General features: G+C 58.3%; 20 protein-coding genes. 14 read left to right on the plus strand and 6 right to left on the minus strand.

The genetic code is table 11. The annotated features are described in order from the left end of the window. Positions 1-16 precede the first annotated feature (16 nt). Entirely contained in the window at positions 17-1,321 is a 1,305-nt protein-coding gene (locus BM316_RS04505; protein WP_090204504.1) for a LysM peptidoglycan-binding domain-containing protein, read from the plus strand. A gap of 66 nt (positions 1,322-1,387) precedes the next feature. Beyond that, entirely contained in the window at positions 1,388-3,211 is a 1,824-nt protein-coding gene (locus BM316_RS04510) for an ABCB family ABC transporter ATP-binding protein/permease (protein WP_090204507.1), read from the plus strand. On the opposite strand, the gene BM316_RS04515 is transcribed toward BM316_RS04510, so the two are convergent. From BM316_RS04515 to BM316_RS04525, 3 genes are all read right to left on the minus strand, one after another. Continuing rightward, positions 3,208-3,732: a DUF421 domain-containing protein gene (locus BM316_RS04515; RefSeq protein WP_090204509.1), complete on the minus strand. Its 525-nt coding sequence runs from the start codon at positions 3,730-3,732 to the stop codon at positions 3,208-3,210. The two genes, BM316_RS04510 and BM316_RS04515, sit on opposite strands and share 4 nt — an antisense overlap. A gap of 83 nt (positions 3,733-3,815) precedes the next feature. Next, positions 3,816-7,496, minus strand: a complete 3,681-nt coding sequence (locus BM316_RS04520) for an efflux RND transporter permease subunit (RefSeq protein ID WP_090204512.1) — start codon at positions 7,494-7,496, stop codon at positions 3,816-3,818. Then, positions 7,493-8,725: an efflux RND transporter periplasmic adaptor subunit gene (locus tag BM316_RS04525; protein ID WP_090207532.1), complete on the minus strand. Its 1,233-nt coding sequence runs from the start codon at positions 8,723-8,725 to the stop codon at positions 7,493-7,495. The genes BM316_RS04520 and BM316_RS04525 overlap by 4 nt, the downstream gene beginning before the upstream one ends. A 257-nt stretch (positions 8,726-8,982) precedes the next feature. Here BM316_RS04525 and BM316_RS04530 point away from each other — a divergent pair, with 257 nt between their 5' ends. Genes BM316_RS04530 through der form a run of 3 tightly spaced genes read left to right on the plus strand, consistent with a single transcriptional unit; the run spans position 8,983 to position 12,464 of the window. After that, the gene (locus tag BM316_RS04530; RefSeq protein WP_090204514.1) at positions 8,983-9,639 is read left to right on the plus strand and encodes a tetratricopeptide repeat protein; all 657 of its coding nucleotides are present in this window, start codon (positions 8,983-8,985) and stop codon (positions 9,637-9,639) included. A 20-nt stretch (positions 9,640-9,659) separates the two neighbouring features. Continuing rightward, positions 9,660-10,958: a PQQ-like beta-propeller repeat protein gene (locus tag BM316_RS04535; RefSeq protein ID WP_242649748.1), complete on the plus strand. Its 1,299-nt coding sequence runs from the start codon at positions 9,660-9,662 to the stop codon at positions 10,956-10,958. 48 nt (positions 10,959-11,006) lie between these two features. Further along, positions 11,007-12,464, plus strand: coding sequence for a ribosome biogenesis GTPase Der (der, locus tag BM316_RS04540; RefSeq protein WP_090204517.1), 1,458 nt, complete (start codon positions 11,007-11,009; stop codon positions 12,462-12,464). Here der and BM316_RS04545 read toward each other — a convergent pair. Beyond that, positions 12,439-13,158 (minus strand): TspO-related membrane protein, encoded by a 720-nt coding sequence (locus BM316_RS04545; protein WP_090204519.1) that lies wholly within the window; start codon positions 13,156-13,158, stop codon positions 12,439-12,441. The genes der and BM316_RS04545 overlap by 26 nt on opposite strands. A 97-nt stretch (positions 13,159-13,255) precedes the next feature. Beyond that, positions 13,256-14,548: a serine--tRNA ligase gene (serS, locus tag BM316_RS04550; RefSeq protein ID WP_090204522.1), complete on the minus strand. Its 1,293-nt coding sequence runs from the start codon at positions 14,546-14,548 to the stop codon at positions 13,256-13,258. A gap of 248 nt (positions 14,549-14,796) precedes the next feature. On the opposite strand from serS, the gene yajC reads away from it, so the two are divergent. The 9 genes from yajC to BM316_RS04595 are packed head-to-tail and all read left to right on the plus strand — an operon-like array spanning position 14,797 to position 20,802. Continuing rightward, positions 14,797-15,078: a preprotein translocase subunit YajC gene (gene yajC / locus BM316_RS04555; RefSeq protein WP_090204524.1), complete on the plus strand. Its 282-nt coding sequence runs from the start codon at positions 14,797-14,799 to the stop codon at positions 15,076-15,078. Between the two features lie 24 nt (positions 15,079-15,102). Then, the gene (gene secD / locus BM316_RS04560) at positions 15,103-16,764 is read left to right on the plus strand and encodes a protein translocase subunit SecD (protein ID WP_090204526.1); all 1,662 of its coding nucleotides are present in this window, start codon (positions 15,103-15,105) and stop codon (positions 16,762-16,764) included. A gap of 1 nt (position 16,765) precedes the next feature. Next, a complete protein-coding gene (secF, locus tag BM316_RS04565) occupies positions 16,766-17,734 on the plus strand; it encodes a protein translocase subunit SecF (protein WP_090204529.1) in 969 nt (322 codons plus the stop codon). 10 nt (positions 17,735-17,744) lie between these two features. After that, on the plus strand, positions 17,745-18,098 hold the full coding sequence (locus BM316_RS04570; protein ID WP_090204531.1) for an Mth938-like domain-containing protein: 354 nt from the start codon (positions 17,745-17,747) through the stop codon (positions 18,096-18,098). Further along, the gene (gene ccmA, locus BM316_RS04575) at positions 18,098-18,712 is read left to right on the plus strand and encodes a heme ABC exporter ATP-binding protein CcmA (RefSeq protein ID WP_090204534.1); all 615 of its coding nucleotides are present in this window, start codon (positions 18,098-18,100) and stop codon (positions 18,710-18,712) included. Before BM316_RS04570 ends, ccmA begins: the two co-directional genes overlap by 1 nt. After that, positions 18,709-19,365 carry a heme exporter protein CcmB gene (ccmB, locus tag BM316_RS04580; protein WP_090204537.1) on the plus strand — a complete coding sequence of 219 codons (657 nt, stop codon included), beginning with the start codon at positions 18,709-18,711 and terminating at the stop codon, positions 19,363-19,365. The genes ccmA and ccmB overlap by 4 nt, the downstream gene beginning before the upstream one ends. A 43-nt stretch (positions 19,366-19,408) precedes the next feature. Further along, the gene (locus tag BM316_RS04585) at positions 19,409-20,137 is read left to right on the plus strand and encodes a heme ABC transporter permease (protein ID WP_165606538.1); all 729 of its coding nucleotides are present in this window, start codon (positions 19,409-19,411) and stop codon (positions 20,135-20,137) included. Then, entirely contained in the window at positions 20,130-20,273 is a 144-nt protein-coding gene (gene ccmD, locus BM316_RS04590; RefSeq protein ID WP_090204540.1) for a heme exporter protein CcmD, read from the plus strand. Before BM316_RS04585 ends, ccmD begins: the two co-directional genes overlap by 8 nt. Beyond that, positions 20,266-20,802 (plus strand): DsbE family thiol:disulfide interchange protein, encoded by a 537-nt coding sequence (locus BM316_RS04595; protein ID WP_090204542.1) that lies wholly within the window; start codon positions 20,266-20,268, stop codon positions 20,800-20,802. The genes ccmD and BM316_RS04595 overlap by 8 nt, the downstream gene beginning before the upstream one ends. 120 nt (positions 20,803-20,922) lie before the next feature. Here the strand turns inward: BM316_RS04595 and acnA are convergent, their stop codons facing one another. Continuing rightward, positions 20,923-23,673, minus strand: a complete 2,751-nt coding sequence (gene acnA, locus BM316_RS04600; RefSeq protein ID WP_090204545.1) for an aconitate hydratase AcnA — start codon at positions 23,671-23,673, stop codon at positions 20,923-20,925. Positions 23,674-23,759 lie beyond the last annotated feature (86 nt).

Here is a 23,759-nt window from a genome sequence, read left to right on the forward strand (position 1 = left end):
GCAATAGGGGCAAGGTGTGACAGACGACGTAAAATCAGGGGTGAGCCCGTTACTCCTGGGCGGTGGCTTTGCTGCCGTTTTGATCATCGGGGCATTGGCCTTTTTACCTGCACCGGAACCTGAAATTGTTGAGACGGTGCCGATTGCGCCGCAGCCAGCCAGCACAGCAACACCGCCCATCGTTGAAGAGATCGTTCCGCCTGAACCAGCCGAGAGCGAAACCGAAACGGCTGACACCACGCCGGAAAACACCGAAGCTGCAGAGCCAGGTCCGGAAGTCGTCGCGGAATCGCCGGCCGTGCCAGCCCCCCGTGCGCCCGAGTTTGACACGTTCCGCGTGGACCCGGACGGCAGTATGGTCATTGCGGGACGGGCCGAGGCCGGACAGACCGTCGATGTCATGCTGTCTGGCACGCGCATCGACCGTGTTGAGGCGGACAGTTCGGGATCATTCGTGGCTTTGCCGTTGGCCAGCCCTTCAAGTGACCCGCGCCGCCTGACGTTGATTGCTGATCCAGAAGGGGCTGCGATTGAGTCACTGACAAGCTATATCGTGGCACCGATTGCGGCACCGCTCATTGTGGCCGAAGAAGATCTGACACCGGTCGAAGAACCCGCGATCCCGCAAGAAGATCTTGCCGATGTTGCTGCCGTCGCGGACACAGCCACGCAAGACGAGGCGGTCATTGCACAAACCGCCCCGAGCCTTGACGAAACACCAGCCGCAGAGGCGGTGGACGCGCCTGAGGTTGCCACGGACACCGCGCCTGTGCCCACGGTCTTGCAGACTGACGAGGACGGGGTGCGGATCGTGCAGGGGGAACAGACCGCAGAGACCGATAACGTGGCCCTTGATGCGATCACCTACGACCCGGAGGGCGACGTGCAGCTTTCTGGCCGCGCGAGCACTGACGAAGGCGCGGTACAGGTCTATCTCGACAACCAACCGCTGGCTGCCGCCCCGATCGACAACGAGGGATCGTGGCAGTTGGACCTGCCAGAGATCGACACTGGGGTCTATACGTTGCGCGTCGATGAGGTCGATGCAGAAGGCACTGTTGTTTCGCGCGTCGAAACACCGTTCAAGCGTGAAGAACCCGAAGATGTTGCCGCTGTTCTGGCAGAGGAAACTGCACAAGAGGGGTTCGAGGTTGCGGTCAGAACCGTTCAGCCAGGATCAAGCCTTTGGGCGATTGCCGAGGAGACATGGGGCGACGGTATTCTTTATGTCGAAGTGTTTGAGGCCAACCGTGACCTGATCCGCGATCCCGACCTCATCTACCCCGGCCAGATCTTCCGAATTCCTGCACTCTCTGATTAATCCTGCCTGACACTGGTCATTGAGATCGCCGGTCACTATCTATGGAGGCCGCAGACTGGAGACCCCATGCGCCGCCTCGCCAAAACCGACAACAATCTCAATGATGCCCAAATCCAAGGCTGGGGGGTCATTCAAAAGGTCATTCCCTATCTCTGGCCAGAAGGTCAGCCATGGGTCAAACGCCGTGTGGTGATCGCGCTTCTGGTGCTGCTTCTCTCCAAGGTGATCGCGGTCACCACGCCGATTTTCTACAAGCAAGCCGTCGATGCGCTGGCCCCCGAGGGTGCCGCAGCCGCGACAATCCTGGGGTTAGGCGCTGTTGGTCTGACCTTGGCCTACGGGATGGCGCGCCTGATGACGGTTGGCTTTCAGCAATTGCGCGACGTGGTTTTCACCCGTGTGGGTCAGCGGGCCTTGCGGCAGCTCGCGCTTGAGACCTTTACCCATATCCATCGTTTGTCGCTGCGCTATCACATCACACGCAAAACCGGTGGTCTGTCGCGGATTATCGAACGCGGCGTGAAGGGCGTCGACTTTTTGTTGCGGTTCCTGCTTTTCAGCATGGGACCACTCGTTCTTGAGTTGCTGATGATCTCGGTGATCCTGTTTTTCCTCTTTGATGTCTGGTACCTGGCTGTCGTCGTTCTGACGATCGCGCTCTACGTCTGGTTCACGTTCAAGGTGACAGAGTGGCGTGTCCGCATCCGCAAAGAGATGAACGATCAGGATACGGACGCAAACCAGAAAGCCATCGACAGTCTGCTGAACTTTGAAACCGTCAAGTATTTTGGTGCCGAGCAGTGGGAGGCCGACCGCTACGATGTGGCGATGTCGCAATATGAAAACGCGGCCATCCGGACCAATTATTCGCTCGCCTTCCTCAATTTCGGCCAGTCCTTGCTGATCACAGGTGGTCTGGTTGCGGTCATGGTCATGGCGGCTGTCGGGGTTCAGCGTGGCGACCTCACTGTGGGCGACTTCGTGATGGTCAACGCCTATATGATCCAGATCACCATGCCTCTGAACTTCTTGGGCACGGTCTATCGCGAAATCCGGCAGGCGCTGATCGACATGGGCGATATGTTCGATCTGCTGGGTCAGCCTGCGGAGGTGAAAGACAAGCCTGATGCAAAACCGCTGAAGGTTGATGGTGGGCGGGTTACCCTCAAGAACGTCTCGTTCGGCTATGAGGCGGCACGCCCGATCCTGAAGGGGATCGACCTTGATGTGGCACCCGGACAGACAGTGGCCATCGTCGGCTCCTCAGGGTCAGGCAAATCGACAATCGGCCGGCTGCTTTTCCGGTTCTACGACGTGGGTGAGGGGGCTTTGCTGATTGACGGTCAGGATGTCAGGGATGTCACCCAAGACAGCCTTCATGCCGAAATCGGCGTTGTGCCGCAGGACACTGTCCTTTTTAACGATACAGTGCGCTACAATATCGCCTATGGACGCCCGGGCGCATCCGAGGAAGAGATCATCAGTGCAGCCAAAGCGGCGAAAATTCACGATTTCATCTCCGCTCTCCCCGAGGGCTACGACACGACCGTTGGTGAACGCGGGCTCAAGCTCTCAGGTGGTGAGAAGCAGCGTGTTGGCATTGCCAGAACGCTTTTGAAGAACCCGCCGATCTTGTTGTTGGATGAGGCAACCTCCGCGCTGGACACCGATACCGAGATGGAGATTCAGGCCGAGCTGAAAGCGATGGGCGAGGGGCGCACGGTGATCACAATCGCGCACCGTCTGTCGACGATTGCAGATGCAGACCGGATCGTGGTTCTTGAAAACGGCCATATCGTTGAGGAAGGCAAACACGAGGAGTTGCTCGAAGCCAATGGCCGCTACGCGCATCTTTGGAACCGCCAGCAATCAGAAGAAGAGCCTGCCTAGGAGTGTCTGGATACGTGGCTCAGCATTCGGTCATCGAAGTCTGTGTCTGACGCGCGATGCAGCACAGAGATATCGCCCGTTGCTTCCATCACCACGGCCACAACCTGATCGTAGTGCAGCACATTTGCCTCGCGCAATTTCGCGATCAGATCAGCCTCGCTGACATGAGCGGCGGACAGGTTGTCATGCAGGATTTGCGGACCGTCCATCAGCAACAGCGGCGTGTTGCTGATTGTTGACTGCACAGAATCATGTCGCGCGGCGAGCCGCGTCGCTATCCATTGCAAGGTGAAAAGCACAGCAATCGCCATCAGTGGCACAGACAGGGGTGTGGAATTCGCCATCGCGGCACCGGCCAGAACAGAGCCGATTGCGACTGTTACCGCGAAGTCATGCGGCGCCATTTTGGCAAAGCTGCGCAACCCCATCAGTCTAACAGCGAAGATGATTGCGACATAGGCAAGGATGCCCCCAAAGGCCGCCTGCCAGAGCTCTGTCAGGTCATCTGGAAAAAACTGCATCGCCGCGCCTTTCTTGTTGGATCACTCTATCTCAACATGGGGCGGCTGGTTGAAAGTCGAGAACCGGGGCTTGTGGGCGGCGCTTACTCGGCCGCCTGCACGCCCGGCTTAAAGACCAGCGGTTTTGATGCAGCGTCATCGTCTTCGTGCCAGATGAGCTCAGGTGCCTTGATCCGTTTGGCCTGCCTGCGCAGCGCCCAATCATGTGCCGCGCGGCTGCTGCGGCCCAAAGGCAGGCGCGCAATCCAATGCGCGTAAGTAACGATCCAGACCCTGACCGCCAGCATCGAGGGCGTAAAGACGAGCGTCAGCATCGTTGCGATCCCGAGGCCGAAGACAACGGCAGTTGCAAGCTGCTTCCACCAAAGGGCAGTCGGACTGTCGATGGAATAGCCGCCGTTCATGAAATCAAGGCTCAACCCGAACATCATCGGCGCAAGGCCTGCCATTGTCGTGATGGTCGTCAGCAAAACGGGGCGGATGCGGGCCTCGGCCGTTCTGATGATCGCCTCGATCCTTGGCATGTAGCGGCTGTATTCCTGATAGGTGTCGATCAGAATGATGTTGTTGTTCACAACGATCCCTGCCAGCGCGACGATCCCGGTGCCGGTCATGATGATCGAGAATGGCTGGTCCATGACCAGCATGCCGACAAGGGTGCCTGCCGTGGACATGACGACGGCCATCAGAACAAGCACAGAATTGTAGATGCTGTTGAACTGCGCCAAGAGGATGATGAACATCAGACCCAGCGCGCCGGAGAATGCTACCTGCAGGAAGGCCGCCGATTCAGCCTGTTCTTCCTGATCGCCTGTCCATTCCCATGCAATTGATGCAGGCAGGGGGTCTGTCTCCAGCCAGGTTGTCAGCGCTGCAATGCGTTCGTTCGGATTGACTGGGGTTTCACTGACGTCTCCGACGGAAACGCGTGCGGCCAAGTCTTCAAATCTGGTTTCGCCCTCAAGGGTTTCGACGGCATAGCGGTCCATGCCGCTTGCCTCTTCGTCCGTGATGCGAACGACGGCGAGTGGCTGGCCGTCTGCTGTCAGTCTGGTCAGACCTGCGGCCACATCAGCCTTTACATCGAAAAAGCGGCGTTGATCGACACGGTCGATTTGCGCAAGTTTCGCGACGGGCGTGCGTGTGATGAAGTTAGAAAGTGGCACCAGCCCCTGATTGGTGCGCACTTTCAAGGTGTCCAATGTCGATAGGACGCGGTCCTCTTCTGGCAGGCGGACTCGGATTTCGATTTCCTCGTCGGATGTGTCGACCCGCATGGTATCAAGGAGAATGCCGCGCGTGACCATTTGCACCATGCCGCCAACCGTGGCGACATCTGCGCCATACCGACCCGCCTTTTCGACATCGACGTTGATCTGCCAGTCGATCCCGGGCAGCGGCAGGCTGTCCTCGATGGTGATCAATCCCGGCGTTGTCTCGAACTGGTTGCGGACCCGCAGGGCGGCAGCGGTGAGGTCTTCCCAGTTGTCCCCGCGCAGTCGCAGGTGCACGGGTTTGCCCGACGCCGGCCCGCGTGATTGGGCGAGGATTTCCGTCTCTATGCCGGGGATCTGGCTGAGCGCGTCCTGCAGCTCCTGAAGAACAATATCACCGTCGAGTTCTGCAATGCCTGCGCGGTCTTCCCATGGGATCGTTTCAAGCTGCACTTGTCCGATGCTGTCTGGCGGTGTGCCTGCACCGCTTGCGTCGGTATTCAAACCACCGTCACCGGCAAAAGAGAATGCCGTGATGACACCGGGATGGGCCAGAACCACGTCTTCGGCCTGTCTGACGAGCGCATCTTTTTCAGCCAGAGAAAGGTTGCCGCGCGCGCGGACAAAGACGATGGCCTGCTCGGGCTCGGATTCCACAAAGAATTCCGTGCCGTTGTTGTTGGCCCCGTAGTAGCCGAAGATGGAAATGACGGTGAAACCAACCGCGGCGACTGTCACCAATGGCATGATCGGATTACCGGTGATGAAAGCCATGACGTGTCCGAAAGCTGTCCGCCGGTAACCTGCCTTGATGGTTTTGGGCGCCCGCTCGATCTTTGCCGCACCCATTGTGATCGAGAGAATGAAAGCGCCAGCCAGAAACAGGGCCATGCCGGGCAAGCTGTCGGCCAAACCAGCGCTTTGGACGGCGTTTCCGCTCAGGTAGCCAGGATTGAGGGTCAGCATTGCGCCGGTGAAGACCACCATAATGGCCGGAAAAACCAGAAGGGCTCTGACGACCCATGGCAAACGTGCTTTCAGCCAGTCAGACGCCCCACCAAAGGCGCGGCTTAGCCGGCCGGTCACACCGCCCATGACAGGCAGGTAAATCAGTGCCACGACCAGCGATGCTGACAGCACAAAGATCAGTGTTACCGGCAGCATCCCCATGAACTGCCCCGGCACACCCGGCCAGAACAGCATAGGAAGGAAGGCGCATAGCGTCGTCGCTGTAGACGAGATGATCGGCCAGAACATGCGCTTGGCTGCTTCGACATAGGCATGCATCGGGCCTGTGCCCTCGCGGATGCGTTTGTCGGCGTATTCGACCACGACAATCGCCCCGTCGACGAGCATCCCCACGGCAAGAATCAGACCAAACATCACGATGTTAGAAATCGTGACTTCCATCACGGCCAGAAGCGCAAAGCACAAAAGAAACGAGGTCGGGATCGCGAAGCCAACCAACAAGGCGGGTCGCGTGCCCAGAGCTGCCAGAACGACGATCATGACCAATGCAATGGCTGTCAGCACGGACCCTTCCAACTGGCTGACCATTGAGGCCACGTTGCGCGACTGGTCGTTGGAGGTGCCAACCTCGATCGCCTGTTGCAATTCAGGCGACCAGCTGAGCCGCTCTTCTTCGACGATATCTTTGACCAGTGCGGTTGTGTCGATCAGGTTGAAGCCTTTGCGTTTGACCACCTGTAGCGCGACCGTGTTGACACCGTTAAAGCGGGCAGTGCCGATGCGGTCTTCGAATGTCAGGCGGATTTCGGCAAGATCGCCAAGGGTGATCACACGGTCGCCGTTGGTCTTGACCGGCAGATTATAGATGTCTTGCGGTTCGTCGAATGACGACGGAATCTTGACAGCGAAACTGCCCTGATCGGTTTCGATTTCACCCGCCGCAACAAGCAGGTTGTTGTTGGTCACGACCCCGATCAATTCGCCAGCCGTCACGTTGTAGGCTTCCAGCCTGAGGGGGTCGATGATGACTTCGACCATTTCGTCACGCTGTCCGGCCAGACCGGCCTCCAACACGGCATCAAGACCTTCGATGCGCTCTTGCAGACGTTTGGCCACTTGCAGAAGCGTCCGTTCGGGCACTTGGCCTGTCAGGTTGACGATGACAATTGGAAATTCCGAGAAGTTGAATTCGTCGATCGTGTAGCTGTCTGCGCCGCTTGGAAATCGCGCTTCGGCACGGTTCATGGCTGCGCGCACATCAGCGAGCACTTGGGTCTTGTTCCAGCCGAAGTCGAATTCCAATACGACAATGGCAAAGCCTTCGGCAGCGGTGGAGGACATCGTGTCGAGCCCGTCGAGGTCGGCAAGCTCTGCCTCCATCGGTTTCACCAGTAGCGATTCTGAATCCTCTGCCGATATGCCTGGGAAGGGGACCGAGACGAAGACGGCGGGGATCTCGATGTCAGGCTCGCCTTCTTTCGGCAGCCCGATGTAGGCCGATCCGCCTGCGATCAAAGACAGAAAGATAAAAGCAAGCACCATCCGCGCACGGGCGGCGGCCCAATCGACAATGCCTGTCATCCTTCGGCCTCCGCAAATGTGGGCCTGACCGGCACACCGTCGGTTACGAATTCCTGCCCGACCGTGATAATGGCCACCGGATCGGGCAAGTCAGTGACCCAGACACCCTGAGACGTGTCGCGCAGCAATGTGACGGACATAAATTGCGCCACGTTGCCGTCTGCAACAATCCTGACGCCGAGTGTCCCTTCATCGTTGAGTGTGAGCGCTGAAGCAGGGATCAGATGCGCCGTGCGCCCTGCCGCTGCAATGAGAATTTCTGCCGTTTGCCCGTCACTGATCACAAGATCGCTGTTGGGAACAGTCACCTCGACCCGAAAGGTGCGGGTAAGCTCATCTGCACTGCGAGACAGGAACGTGACCTGACCGCGCACCTCTTGCCCGCTGGCAAGGCGTGCACCCGCCATCGCACCGACTGAAACTTGCGCCACTTCGGTTTCGGGCACAAAGCCGACCAGCTTGATCTGGGACAGATCAATAATCGTACCACAAGGGGTGCCGGTCTGCATCAGGCTGCCCAATTCGGCTGTGTCCGTCTCAAGCAGGCCGGAAAACGGTGCCGTGATCGTCAGATTGTCAATTTCCCGTTCAGCAAAGGCAACGGCAGCAGAGGCTGATTCAATCCCTGCTTCTGCCGAGGCCACGGCGGAACTTGCCCGTCTCAGCCCGGCGGTCGCAGCCTCCATCGCGGCTTGGGCGCTCACCAGACGGGTCTCTGAGGCAAAGCCATCCTGTGACAGTCTTTGTGCCGCGTTGAGATTGATTTCCGCCTCGCGCACCCGTGCTTCGGCTTCGATCACGCCGGCCTGCGCTTCGGGGACGCGACCCTGTGCTTCGGCCAGACGCGCGCGCGCTTCGGCCAGCGATGCTTCACGAATACCCGGATCAAGCTGGCAGAGCGTGTCGCCTTCACTGACGGATGTGCCTTTCCGCAACGGATCCGAAATCACAAGACCAGAGGTCTGTGCCGCGACGGTCACTTGACGCGCCGCCTCGGTTTCGCCGCGCAGGATCACTGCGCTATCAATGGTTTGTGCTGTGGAGTTCATCGCGACAACCGCGACGGCATCACTGACGGGCACGACCTCAGGCTCGGAGATTTGCGCGTCAGTCATGTCAGCGGGTTGGGGGTTGCCTTGCGCAAAGCCCATGACCCGATCACGCTCGAACACCATAAGATAGAGTGCGGCCGAAACGAGAACGGCTGTCAGCAGGGGAATCAATCTCATGTTGTGATCCTTAAGGCGTGCCGATCCATCAGCATCAAAGAGGGTGTAACTTTGCAGCGCCTCCGAAAAAGAGTGTCGCTGCGCAATCTGAACTATTCGGTTTAGTTTACGCAGCGTTTTACCATCGGGCAAGCGAACAATTCTGCGCGAACCTGTGATCAAGACTGGCGGGAAGGCTGCTCTGCTCTTGTTCATCGCGTTGGCTTCACGATATGTACGCGCAAGGACAATGATCCTGCACCTGAGGAGGACGACCGGTGAGCGAGACCGACAGCTTTATCAATGAAGTCAACGAAGAGGTTCGCCGCGAAAAGCTCTACGGCTATCTGCGTCGCTACGGTTGGATCGCCATTGCCGCAGTCTTGTTGCTTGTGGGCGGGGCCGCTTTTGTCGAATACCGCGCGGCGCAGGAACGTGCAGCAGCGCAAGCCACAGGCGATGCGCTTTTGGCTGCGCTGGAGGTGAATGATCCAGCAGCGCGCGCAGATGCCATGGCAGGTATCAGCAGTGATGGATCATCAGCAGCTGTGACCCTTCTGTTGCAGGCCGCCACTTTGGAAGAGGCGGGCAACTACGATGCGGCTGCCGATGCCTTGAACAGACTTGCTGTCAACGGTGAAGCCCCTGAGATGTACCGCGATCTGGCAGCGTTCAAAGCCGCCATGCTGCCAACTGATGATCTGGACGCGCGTAAGGCCGCGCTCGACACGCTTGCCGCCCCGGGCCGTCCGTTTAGCCTTTTGGCACGCGAACAGCGCGCTTATCTGGCGCTCGCCGAAGGAAATCAGGACGAGGCGATGGAGCTTTTGCGCCAGATTGTTGAAGATGCTGGTGCAACGCGCGGCTTGCGCGAGCGGGTTCAGAGCCTCATGGTAGCGCTGGGCGAACCACTGCCTGAACTTGTGAACCAGTAATCGGATAGGAAGTGCCCGCCGTGACCATCAAAAGCCTTCTTGCCGGAGTGTGCAGCCTGATGGTGCTGGCCGCCTGTGGTGACGATGACTTCATTCTGCCGGGCGAACGGTTCGATATCAGACCCCAAACAGCGACGCTGAACGAGGCGGTGGCGGTTTCGCTCCCTGCACAGCGGGTCAACAGCACATGGACCCACCGCAACGGATCACCTTCACACGCGATCACACACCCCGCACTGGGTGCGGACCTCACACCGGTTTTCGTGGCAAATGTCGGTGAGGGTGACAGTGACCGAGCGCGTATCACCGCCCATCCCGTTGTTGCTGGTGGATTGATCTTCACGCTTGATGCGCGGGCGCGCGTCACCGCCTTTGCGCAGGACGGCACACCCGTCTGGACGCGCGATCTGACGCCACGCACCGACACTGACGATGACGCCTCTGGCGGCGGCCTGACGTTTGCTGACGGCACACTTTACGTCACAACCGGCTTTGGCGAGATCACCGCTCTTGATGCCGCCAGTGGTCAGACACGCTGGGTGCAGGATCTTGATGCGCCAGCCATGTCACCAGCAACTGTGCGGGGCAATCTTGTTTATCTTGTTGCAAGAGACAGCACGGCCTGGGCGCTGGAGAGCAGCAATGGCCGGATCGCCTGGCAGCAGGCTGGCGCGCCTTCGGTGGCCAACTTCGGCGGCGGTGCAGCGCCTGCGACCCAAGGTGAATACGTTGTCTTTCCATTCCCGTCCGGCGAAGTGCAGGCCACATATCCGCTTGGCGGTATTCCGCGCTGGTCCGCATTCGTTGCCGGTGAGCGGCTTGGCAGTGCTGCCGGTCTGATCACCGATATTGCGGGCGATCCGGTCATCTCCGGTAACCGCGTCTACATCGGCAATTTCGGCGGGCGGACGGTCGCGATTGATCTGCAAAGCGGAGAGCGTCTCTGGACTGCGGGTGAGGGGGCGATCAGCCCTGTCTGGCCGGTCGGAAATGCGGTCTACCTGATCAATGATATCAACGAGCTTGTCCGGCTTGATGCACGCACCGGCGCGCCAATCTGGCGGACGGCCTTGCCGCGCTTCGAGGACCCTGAGGACACACGTCGTCAAAACAGGGTTTTCGGGCACTATGGGCCAGTGCTGGCTGGTGGCCGTCTGATCGTCACGTCGTCCGATGGTGTGATCCGGTCGTTCGATCCGGCATCTGGTGCGCTGGTTGCACAAACCGCGCTTCCGGGTGGCGCCGCGACCGGAGCGGTTGTGGCAAACCAGACGCTTTACGTTGTCAGCAAAGACGGGCAACTCCACGCTTTTCGTTGACAACAAATTGGTGTATCGGCGCGGGTCTAACGCGTCAGGAGCCGGAAAATGAGCTTTACCCTTGCCATCGTGGGACGCCCCAATGTGGGCAAATCCACCTTGTTCAACCGTCTGGTTGGCAAGAAGCTGGCGCTTGTCGATGATCAGCCCGGCGTGACGCGTGATTTGCGTGAAGGCGAAGGTCGGATTGCCGACCTGCGCTTTACCGTGATCGACAGTGCGGGTCTGGAAGAAGCCACTGATGATAGCCTTCAGGGCCGGATGCGTCGTTTGACCGAACGCGCGGTCGAAATGGCCGACGTTTGCCTTTTCATGATTGACGCTCGCGCGGGACTTTTGCCCGCCGATGAGGTCTTTGCAGATATCCTGCGCAAGAAGAATGCCAATGTGATCCTTGCGGCCAACAAGGCCGAAGGAAAGGCGGCTGATGCCACCATTCTGGAGGCCTATGCACTGGGTCTGGGCGAGCCGATCCGCTTGTCGGCAGAACATGGCGAAGGCCTGCTTGATCTTTACAACGCCCTGACACCAATCGCTGAGGCGCGTGCCGAACAGGCCGAAGCCGACTTGCCTGAGACAGACGTTGATGTCGGAGATGATGACGAAGATGCAGCGCGTATTCCAACGAAGGCGCGGCCCTTGCAGATTGCAGTGGTCGGTCGTCCGAACGCTGGCAAATCGACGCTGATCAACAAGATCATCGGGGAAGAGCGCCTCTTAACCGGTCCCGAGGCTGGCATCACGCGCGACGCGATCTCGGTCCAGCAGGACTGGGGCGGTGTGCCAATGCGGATTTTTGACACCGCAGGGATGCGCAAAAAGGCGAAGGTCCAAGAAAAGATCGAAAAGCTCTCCGTGTCTGATGGCTTGCGCGCCGTCAAATTCGCAGAAGTCGTGGTCGTCTTGCTGGATGTCGAAATCCCGTTTGAGCAACAGGATTTGCGTATTGCTGATCTTGCCGAACGCGAAGGGCGAGCCGTCGTCGTTGCTGTGAACAAATGGGACACCGAAGACGACAAGCAGGACAAACTGCGCGATTTGAAAGAAAGCTTTGAGCGTCTGTTGCCGCAACTGCGTGGTGCACCGCTGGTGACAGTCTCAGCCAAGACCGGAAAAGGGCTGGATCGTCTGCAGCAGGCGATCATGCGTGCACATGATGTCTGGAACCGGCGTGTGACAACGGCGAACCTGAACCGCTGGCTGACGGGAATGCTGGAACAGCACCCGCCACCGGCGCCAGGCGGGCGACGGATCAAGATGCGCTACATGACGCAAGTGAAGACCCGACCACCGGCGTTTGTCGTGATGACATCTTTCCCCGATATGGTCCCGGACAGCTATAAACGCTATCTGATCAACGGTTTACGGCTTGATTTTGATATGCCCGGTACGCCGATCAGGCTCTACCTGCGTGATCAGGGCGACAAGAACCCGTACAAGGACAAGAAGTCTTCGCAACCCTCGCGTCTGTCAAAGCATCTCAAGAAGAAGCCGACAGACCGCTAGGCCGACGCATTGCGACAAGCGCAAGCATGATCGCGATACCGACCGCAGCCATCGCTGATACGGTCCAGAGGTCAAGTTGGTTGGCAACGATGATTGCCACCAAGGCCCAGACGACCGTCAGACCGTAGGATGGTGCCTTGCTGAACCATTGCACCGGTGCGGCGACCAAAAGCGCACCGGCAATTCCAAGATAAGCCCAGCCTGTCTGGTCTGTAATGAGGCCGTAGCCAGCGGCAGTGCTGCCAAGCGACACGAATGAGGCGGCTGTCAGCCAGCCTGCGTAAATTCCGACGGGGACGCGGAACAGCCAGATGTCGCGTTCCGGCGTCCGCAGAAGTGCAACGATTGCGCCTGCCGCCATGATGAAAATCGTGATCGAGGCCCAAACTGCGCTATTGTTCGCTATCGCGAGCCAAGGCGTGCCGACAGCCAGGCTGACAATCAACGGCCAGCGCGCGCGGTGCCAATCAGCGGCCTCCGGTCGTTTGACAACGCCGTAAAGTGCTGAAACCGCAAGCCATGTGTAGATCAGTCCCCAGATCGCAAAGGCATAGCCCGCAGGCTGAACGGGCGGTTCGACTTGCGGGATAGGAAGTTGATCGGCGCGAAATCCGCTGAACGGATTTGCAACAAGCGGAGACAGCACGAAGGTCGCTGTCAGTACGAGTGTGATATAGGCGGCTAATTTTTTCATATCGGGCAAACGCCGCGTTGCAGCAGTTGGTTCCAATACCCAGACCCTTGAAAGAGGCGAGGCGGATTGCGCAACCCGCCTCGGTCCAAAAGAGTAATCAGACGAGCTGACCCTCTGCGGTGATCCGCGTGCCACCGCGCAGGTAGGGGTGCAGGACCTCTGGCAGATCAACGGAGCCATCGGCTTGCTGACCGTTTTCGATGACCGCGATCAACGTGCGGCCGACGGCGAGGCCCGAACCGTTGAGCGTGTGGACAAACTGGGGTTTGCCGCCCTCTGCCGGTTTGTAGCGGGCATTCATCCGCCGCGCCTGATAATCACCTGCGATCGAAACAGAACTGATCTCGCGGTAGGCATTCTGCCCGGGTAGCCAGACTTCGATATCGTGGGTCTTGCGCATTCCGGCACCCAAATCGCCTGTGCAAAGCACGACAGTCCGGTAGGGCAGGCCGAGTTTCTCAAGGATCGTTTGGGCCTGTTGCGTCATGCGGTCATGTTCCGCGGCGCTGTCCTCTGGGCGCGTGATGCTGACCATTTCGACTTTTTCAAACTGGTGCTGGCGCAGCATGCCGGATGTGTCGCGGCCCGCGCTGCCGGCCTCTGACCGGAAACACTGGGTGTGCGCGACATAGCGCCGTGGCAGATAGTTTTCCTCAATCGTCATCCCGTTGACGATATTGGTCAAAGTCACTTCTGCCGTCGGGATCAGCCACCAGCCGTTTGTGGTCTGATAGCTGTCCTCGCCGAATTTGGGCAATTGTCCTGTGCCATACATCATGTCTTCCCGGACCAGCACCGGTGTGATGGTTTCGGTTAGTCCATGTTCTTCGACGTGCACATCAAGCATGAATTGCGCCAAGGCACGATGGAGCCGTGCCACTGCGCCCGAAAGAAGAACAAAACGGCTGCCTGAGAGCTTGGCGGCTGTTTCAAAATCCATGCCGGGGCGGATTGCTGGCACCTCGTAGTGTTCGACGGGTTGAAAGTCGAAGGTGCGCGGCTCGCCCCAGCGGTGGATTTCAACATTGTCGTCCTCGTCCTCGCCGTCGGGGATGCTTTCGTCCGGCAGGTTCGGGATACCCATCAAGAGGTCATTCAGTTTGGCATCTTCTGCCTTTGCTTCCTCGTTCAGGGCGGCGATTTCAGCTTTCTTGTCAGCCATAAGCGTGCGCAGGCGCTGGAATTCTTCCTCATCGCCACGTGCTTTTGCGGCGCCAACCTCTTTGGCCGCTTTATTGGCCTCGGCCTGCGCGGTCTCTGCGGCAAGGATTTTGGCGCGGCGCGCTTCGTCGATGGCGAGGATCTTGGAGGATACGGGCGACATCCCACGACGAGACAGGGCGGCATCAAATGCAGCCGGGTTGTCACGGATAATGCGAATATCATGCATGGTATCGTCCTCGGTGATTGATTGAAGTGCGCGTCATATGCCTGATTGCGCAAGTCAAGGAAACTGCCAATTTTGCCTGTCCTTTCCTGCCGTCATCTGAAAGGTCGTTTGCTTTCTCGCAGACCGCACCCCATATCGAAAACCAAGCGTGAAATAGAAGGCAATCGCGGTTGCCAATCGAGTGGTCGGGACATAATGTGCCGCGACTTCGATAAGCGGCTGTGCTGCGCCTATAAAAGGGATGGGAAATGAGACCTGAAGACCTGATTATGCTCCTTTTGATCTTTGTGATCATGTATTTCCTGCTGATCCGTCCGCAGCAGAAAAAAGTGAAAGAGCATACTGCAATGCTTGAGGCCCTGCGCCGTGGCGATCAGATCATCACGCAAGGCGGCGTTGTTGGCAAAATCGTCAAAGTCAAAGACGACGCCAATGAGGTTGAAGTCGAGATTGCAGACGGTGTCAAAGTTCGCGTGGTGAAGTCCACGATCGCAACCGTGATGAACAAGACCGAACCGGCAAAGTCGTAAACTCTGCCGCAAAAGGCGCTGCTGATGCTCAATATTTCGTTCCCCAAGCTTGTGATGATCTGGCTTACGGTCGTCGTTGGCTTGGTTTTCGCCATGCCCAATGCGTTTTACTCGCGCGTCGAGACCCACAATGACGCCATGGCGATCATTGAAACGGGGCAAACCAACGCCGCATTGCAAGAGGATGCGAGCCTCTGGCCGGAATTCCTGCCGTCCGGTCTGGTCAATCTTGGGCTTGATTTGCGTGGTGGCGCGCATCTTCTGGTCGAGGTGCAGGTTGAGGATGTGCACGCGTCGTTTCTCGAAGGGTTCTGGCCAACGGTGCGCGACGCGCTTGCCGCCGAGCGCAACTCAGTCGGTTTTGTGACCCGCGAGGACAGCCCGCCAACCGAATTACGCGTTCGCATCTCTGAAGAGGCTGGCGCAACTGAGGCGTTTCAAATCGTGCGTGGCCTGGCCACGCCAGTTGCCTCTTTCACAGGGGCGGCTGCCACAAACATTGATGTCTCGATTGACGGCACGCTCCTGACGATCACCTTGTCGGAGGCAGAAATCGTGGCGATGAACGAGCGCACGATCCTGCAAACGCTCGAAATCATCAGACGCCGGATCGACGAGGTCGGCACGCGTGAGCCCACGATCCAGCGACAAGGGTCTGACCGGATTTTGGTGCAAGTGCCGGGTGTCGGGTCCGCCAATGAGATTATCGAACTTCTGGGAACGACGGCACAGCTGACGTTCAATCCCGTTGTCGGGCGCACGGCCGAAGCAGATGCGTCTGCGGGAACCGGCAATATCGTTGTGCCGGCCCTCGATGAGCCGAATGTCTTTTACATTATCGAACGCCGTCCGGTGGTGACTGGCGAAGATCTGGAAAACGCTCAGCTTGATTTTGACCAGAATGGCCGTCCTGCTGTCGGCTTCCGGTTCAACACGTCAGCGGCGCGCGAGTTTGGCGATTACACGCTTGAGAACATCGGGAGCCCCTTCGCGATTGTTCTCGACAACGAAGTCATTTCGGCGCCGACCATCCAGAGCCATATTCCAGGGGGCTCAGGCATTATCACCGGCAACTTCACCGTCGAAGAAGCAACCAACCTCGCTGTTTTGCTAAGAGCGGGTGCGCTGCCGGCGGAACTTGAGTTTCTTGAAGAACGCACCATTGGCCCTGAACTGGGTGCTGACAGCATTGCGGCCGGGCAGGTGGCCTGTATCGTCGCCGGGATCGCGATCCTTGTTTACATGATGTTGAGCTACGGTCTTTTCGGGCTTTTCGCCAATATCGCGCTTGTGATCAACGTCGGGCTGATCTTCGGGCTGTTGAGCATCGTCGGGGCAACGCTGACGCTGCCGGGTATTGCGGGGATCGTGCTGACGATTGGTATGGCCGTGGATGCCAATGTCATCGTCTTCGAGCGGATCCGTGAAGAACTCAAGACAGCCAAGGGGCCTGCACGCGCAATCGAGCTTGGTTATGAAAAGGCCCTGTCGTCCATCATTGACGCCAACATCACCACGTTCATTACTGCTGTGATCCTTTTCACCATGGGGTCAGGCCCCGTCAGTGGTTTCGCCGTGACCTTGGGTTTTGGCATCATCACATCCGTTTTCACCGCGATTTTCGTCACACGGTCCCTGATCGTGATCTGGTTCTCGCGCACCCGCCCAAAGACAATCGAGGTCTGATATGCGTCTGAGACTGGTTCGCGAAAACACCTCCATCGACTTTTTCAGCCGCGCCCGCATCTGGCTTGGCATTTCCATGGTTGCGATGGTGATCGCTTTCGCATCATTCCTGATCCAAGGGCTGAATTACGGGATCGACTTTCAGGGTGGGACGAGCATCAGAACCCAATCAGAGCAGCCTGTTGATGTGGCTGCTTACCGCGCTGTTCTGGAACCGCTTGAGCTTGGTGATGTTTCAATCGCCGAAGTCTTCGATCCAACCTTTGAAGAAAACCAATTCGTCGCGATGGTGCGCATTCAGGCGCAAGAAGGCGATGAACGGATTGCATCAGAAACGATCGAGGCGATCCAAGCTGCGCTTAGGACGCTTGACCCCGACATGCTTTTCCCATCGGTAGAATCTGTTGGGCCAAAGGTGTCTGGCGAATTGATCCAGACTGCGATTATCGCTGTCGCTTTGGCGGTTGTCGCGATCCTGCTCTACATCTGGCTGCGGTTTGAATGGCAGTTTGCCATCGGTGCTGTTTTGGCGCTCAGTCACGATGTGATCCTGACGATTGGTATCTTCAGTGAGCTTCAGATCAAATTCGATTTGGCGATCATCGCAGCCCTGCTGACAATCGTCGGCTATTCGATCAACGACACTGTGGTTGTCTTTGACCGCGTCCGCGAGAACCTGCGCAAGTACAAGAAAAAAGACCTCAAGGAGGTTTTGAACCTCTCGATCAATGAAACGCTTAGCCGGACATTGATGACCTCGGTCACGACACTTCTGGCGCTCATTTCGCTTTTTGTGCTCGGCGGTGACGTGATCCGCGGTTTCGTCTTTGCGATGATCTGGGGCGTGATTATCGGCACCTATTCGTCGATCTTCGTTGCGTCGGCGATCCTCTTGGTCTTGGGCGTAAAACGCGACTGGTCCAAGAAGGACCCAAGCGCGGGCACCCGCTACGGTCACATCGACACCTGAAGGAGCAGCCATGCGCCTTAACGAAATCAGCTACAATGACGCGGTGCCAATCGATGGCTACGGGCCGGGCTTTTTCCGGATTGGTGGCCAAAAACACGACGGACCGGTTGTTGTGCTGCCATCAGGCGTGAAAACCTGGGGCGGGTTTGACGACGTCGACACTGTGCTTGGTGTGGTTGGCGACATCGACGTCCTCTTTGTCGGAACAGGTGCTGAAATCGCGCATCCCCCAAAAACCTTTCGCGAAACCCTCGAGGACGCAGGTATCGGGGTAGAGGCCATGGCGTCACCGGCGGCGTGCCGCACCTACAATGTGCTTTTGTCAGAGGGGCGCCGCGTGGCGGTCGCCTTGCTGCCGGTCTGATGCTGACTGTCTCTGGCGTGACCTGCGCCCGAGGCGGCGTGCCAGTCCTCGCTGATGTCAGCTTCTCTGTCGAGGCAGGCCATGCGCTTATTCTGCGCGGGCCAAACGGTATCGGGAAAACCACGCTCTTGCGGACCCTTGCCGGTCTGCAGCCCGCGATTGAAGGCGAAGTGAGCTACCCTGAGGATGAAGGCGCCTACGCAAGCCATGCTGACGGCATCAAGACCGCGCTCACGGTGACCGAGAACCTCAAGTTCTGGGCCGATGTGCACGGTGCGACACTCCCTGGTGACATTCTGGAAACCTTCGATTTGGCCGATCTGAAAAACCGTATGGGCGGGACCTTGTCAGCCGGACAAAAGCGGCGTCTGGGACTGGCACGGTTGGGCGTGATTGGCCGCAAGGTGCTTTTTCTGGACGAACCGACTGTGTCGCTCGACGGCTTCTCCGTGAGGCTTTTTGCAAGTTGGTTGCAGGACAAGCATCTGGCCTCGGGCGGCGTGGCCGTTATTGCAACGCATATCGACCTTGGCATCGCGGCGCCAGAGCTCGATCTGACACCGTTTAAAGCAGCACCTGATGCCGAAGGCGGCGCGGATGAGGCCTTCCTGTGATTGCGCTTTTGTGGCGTGACCTGCGGCTGGCGATCAGGGCAGGTGGGGGCTTTGGTCTGGGGCTTGCCTTCTTTCTCATTGTGGTTGTGCTTGTGCCGTTCGGCGTCGGACCAGAGACTGCGCTTCTGTCGCGAATCGCGCCTGGTATCCTTTGGGTGGCTTCGCTGCTTGCTGCCTTGCTGTCGCTCGACCGGATTTTCGCGCTTGACTACGAGGATGGATCGCTGGCGCTGCTTGCGACCTCTCCGCTTCCTATGGAGGGCGTCGCGATGACAAAGGCGCTGGCGCATTGGATCACGACAGGCCTGCCACTGACCTTTGCGGCACCTGTCCTCGGGTTCCTGCTCAGCCTTGCACCTGAGGCATATTTCTACCTTCTGCTCTCGCTTCTGATCGGCACGCCTGCCTTGTCGATGATTGGTACCTTTGGTGCGGCGCTGACCGTGGGGTTGCGCCGCGGCGGGCTGCTCTTGTCGCTCTTGGTTCTTCCACTTTATGTCCCGACCCTGATCTTCGGGGCCGAGGCTGTGCGCCGTGGCGCAGAAGGCCTCGACCCGACTGGGGCACTGATGTTGATGGGCGGGATCACAGCAGGCTGTTTTGCATTGCTCCCTTTCGCAACTGCGGCGACGTTGCGCATCAATCTGCGGTGAAGGGGGATTGTTGGGCACTATGAGGAAGGCTAGATAACCGGTCATGTCGATGTGGGAATATGCCAATCCGAAGAAGTTCATGGGCTGGACCCGTCCGGTGTTGCCATGGACATTTGCCCTGGCTGGCATATGCCTGGTCGTGGGGCTGATTTGGGGCTTCTTCTTTACGCCTGATGACTTCCGGCAAGGCTCGACCGTCAAGATCATCTACCTGCATGTGCCTTCGGCACTGATGGCCATCAACGCCTGGATCATGATGCTGGTCGCCTCACTGATCTGGGTCGTCAGACGGCATCACGTGTCCGCCCTTGCGGCCCGTGCGGCAGCGCCTGTGGGGGTGGTCTTTACCCTGATTGCGCTCTTTACCGGCGGCATCTGGGGGCAGCCGATGTGGGGCACCTACTGGGCGTGGGATCCCAGGCTGACGTCGTTTTTGATCCTGTTTCTCTTTTATCTTGGCTATATCGCCCTGTGGGAAGCGATTGAGGATCCCGATACGGCGGCTGATCTGACCAGCGTGCTTTGCATGGTGGGATCGGTCTTTGCGATCCTGTCGCGGTATGCTGTGCTCTTCTGGAATCAGGGACTGCATCAGGGGGCATCGCTGTCACTCGACAAGGAAGAGAACATCTCGGATGTATTCTGGTTTCCTTTGCTCGTCTGCATTGCAGGCTTTGTGCTGCTCTTCATCGCTCTGGTGCTGATGCGCACCCGTACCGAAATCCGCGCACGCCGGATGCGCGCCTTGGAAGCGAGGGCGCGCCGTGCCTGATCTTGGAGCTTATGCCGCAGAAGTCCTGTCAGCCTATGCGGTGAGCATTGCGCTGCTGGTGGCCCTCATCTGGATGAGCTATCGCCGCTACATCAAAGTGCGTGCCGCCTTGGAGGATGTCGAAAGAAATGGCTAAGATCTCGCCACTTATGATCCTGCCGCCGGCCATATTTGCAGCCTTCGCCGGTTTGGCGATTGCCGGGATGTTGCGTGACAACCCTGACGAGCTTCCTTCGACGTTTATCGGCAACCCCGCGCCACCTGTGCCGTCAGAGGCGGTGAACGGCACCACACAGATTACGGATGCGGATTTGCGGACCGGCGACATTACCATCGTCAATTTCTGGGCAAGCTGGTGTCCGCCATGCCGCGCAGAGCATCCCAACCTGCTCGACCTCGAGGCGCAGGGCTACCGGATTGCTGGTCTCAATTTTCGCGACCAGCAGGAACAGGCCTCGCAATATCTGATCGACTACGAAGACCCGTTCTTTGCCACCGGGTTTGACCTGCGCGGACGTGTTGCAATTGACTGGGGCGTCACCGCACCGCCTGAGACATTTATTGTCGACGGGGATGGGACTGTGCTTTTCCGGTTTGTCGGCCCGCTGGTCGGCTCTGACTATGAACAGCGGTTTTTGCCTGAACTCGCGAAAGCGATGGAATAAGGGCCAAGCGCCCTTCATCATTTTGCCAAAAATACTCCCGCCGGAGGCTCCGGCGATTGCACCAATGCAAAAGGCCCGGGATTGTTACCCCCGGGCCTTTCAATGTGTTTGTTGTGGCGCTTAGGCTGCCTTGGCGAGATTGCGCAGAACGTAGTGCAGCACACCACCGCTCTGGATGTATTCAATCTCGACGGCCGTATCGATACGACACTTAAGTGTCACCTCTTTGACCGAACCGTCGGCCATCTCGATCTTGGCTGTGACGTCCTGCAAAGGCTTCACGGTCTCAAGTCCCTCAATGGTCACGGTTTCCTCGCCGGTCAGACCGAGCGACTTGCGTGTATCACCGCCGGTGAACTCGAACGGGACAACGCCCATACCAACCAGGTTAGACCGGTGGATACGTTCAAATGATTCCGCGATGACGGCCTTGACGCCCAGCAGGGATGTGCCTTTGGCTGCCCAGTCGCGCGATGAACCCGCACCATACTGCTCGCCACCGAAGATAACGAGTGGTGTGCCGTTGGCCTGATGCGCCATTGAGGCTTCAAAGATCGACGTCTGTTCGCCGTCAGGTCCTTTGGTGTAGCCACCTTCGACACCGTCGAGCATCTCGTTCTTGATGCGGATGTTGGCAAATGTGCCGCGCATCATGATCTCGTGGTTACCACGGCGCGATCCGTAGCTGTTGAACTCGCGCACAGGCACCTGACGTTCGATCAGATACTGACCTGCTGGTGTGCTTTCCTTGAACGAGCCTGCAGGGGAGATGTGGTCGGTTGTAACCATGTCACCAAGAACCGCCAGAACCTTGGCATCAACAACGTCGTTGATAGAGCCTGCGTCCTTCGACATACCCTGGAAGTAAGGCGGGTTCTGGACATAGGTTGATGTCGCCGGCCAATCGTAGGTCTCGCCAGTGGAGGTTTCGACAGCCTGCCACTTTTCATCACCCTTGAAGACGTCAGCGTATTTCTTCTGGAAGGCTTCGCGTGTGACGGTTTTCTCGACCAGTTCATTGATCTCGGCAGAGGTCGGCCAGATGTCCTTGAGGTAGACATCATTGCCGTCCTTGTCCTGACCCAGCGGGTCATTCGTGAGGTCAATATTCATATCGCCAGCCAGCGCGTAAGCCACGACAAGCGGCGGCGAGGCAAGGTAGTTGGCGCGCACATCAGGCGAGATCCGGCCTTCGAAGTTGCGGTTGCCTGACAGCACGGAGGTTGCGATCAGATCGCCTTCGGCGATGGCCTCTGACAGCTCTTTCTGGATCGGACCGGAGTTACCGATACAGGTCGTGCACCCGTAACCCACAAGGTTGAAACCGATCGCATCAAGGTCTTCCTGCAGGCCAGCGGCTTCGAGGTATTCCGATACAACCTGCGAACCCGGTGCGAGAGATGTCTTGACCCAAGGTTTGCGGTTCAGGCCCAGTTCGCGGGCCTTGCGCGCGACCAGACCTGCGCCGATCATCACGTAAGGGTTCGATGTGTTCGTGCAGGACGTAATCGAGGCGATCACAACCGAGCCGTCGCGCAATTCGTATTCCTCACCAGCGACAGGTTGGCTCTTGCGCGGGTCCATTGGCTCTTTGGGGGCAGGGCCCTCGGATGCCATCTTGTCAGCGGCATCGCTGCTGTCGATGCCGCGATATTCGTTGACCACGTCCATGAAGGCAGAAGATGCCTGATCAAGCGGCGTGTAATCCTGCGGACGCTTCGGACCAGAGATCGCAGGCACGATGGTGCCCATGTCGAGGTGCAAAGTGTCCGAATAGATCGGCGCGTAGTTTTCATCACGCCAGAACCCGTTTTCCTTGGCATAGGCTTCGACCAAGGCAATGCGGTCTTCGTCGCGACCGGTGTTGCGCAGGTAGCGGAGCGTTTCGCCGTCAATCGGGAAGAAACCACAGGTCGCACCGTATTCAGGCGCCATGTTTGCGATTGTCGCACGGTCGGCCAGTGGCAGACGGTCAAGACCTTCGCCATAGAACTCGACGAATTTGCCAACAACGCCAAGCTCACGCAGCATTTCCACGACCTTCAGAACGAGGTCGGTGCCTGTTGTGCCTTCGACCATCTCGCCTGTCAGCTCGAAACCCACGACTTCAGGGATCAGCATCGAGACCGGCTGGCCCAGCATGGCGGCTTCGGCTTCGATCCCGCCAACGCCCCAGCCCAGGACGGCCAGACCGTTGACCATTGTGGTGTGGCTGTCTGTACCGACGAGGGTGTCAGGATAAGCGACTGTTTCGCCATTCTGGTCTTCGTCTGTCCAGACGGTCTGCGCCAGATACTCAAGGTTCACCTGATGGCAGATGCCGGTGCCTGGCGGCACAACGCGGAAGTTGTTGAACGCGCCCTGACCCCATTTCAGGAACTGGTAACGTTCCATGTTGCGCTCATACTCGCGATCCACGTTCATCTGGAAGGCACGCGGGTTGCCGAATTCGTCGATCATAACCGAGTGGTCGATGACCAGATCGACAGGGTTCAGCGGGTTGATCTGCTGCGCATCGCCACCCAGTGCCACGATGCCGTCGCGCATGGCGGCAAGGTCAACAACCGCAGGCACGCCGGTGAAGTCCTGCATCAGAACGCGGGCAGGGCGGTAGGCGATTTCACGCGGGTTCTTACCACCTTTGTCGGCCCATTCCGAGAACGCCTTGATATCGTCGACGGAAACCGAAAAGCCGCCATCTTCAAAACGCAGCAGGTTTTCGAGAACCACCTTCAAGGCCGCAGGCAGTTTGGAGAAGTCACCAAGACCCGCAGCCTCGGCAGCGGGGATCGAATAATAAGCGACTGACTGATCGCCGACCGTCATGGTCTTGCGGGTTTGTGCGGTATCCTTGCCGACTGTAATTGGCATGCGTTTCCCTTCCGTGGCTAAAGCATTGCAGGCATTTCTGATCGATGTGGGCCAAAAAGCACGCATCGCGAATCCTGCGATTTCGC

Source organism: Yoonia litorea (assembly GCF_900114675.1).
Taxonomy (GTDB): domain Bacteria; phylum Pseudomonadota; class Alphaproteobacteria; order Rhodobacterales; family Rhodobacteraceae; genus Yoonia; species Yoonia litorea.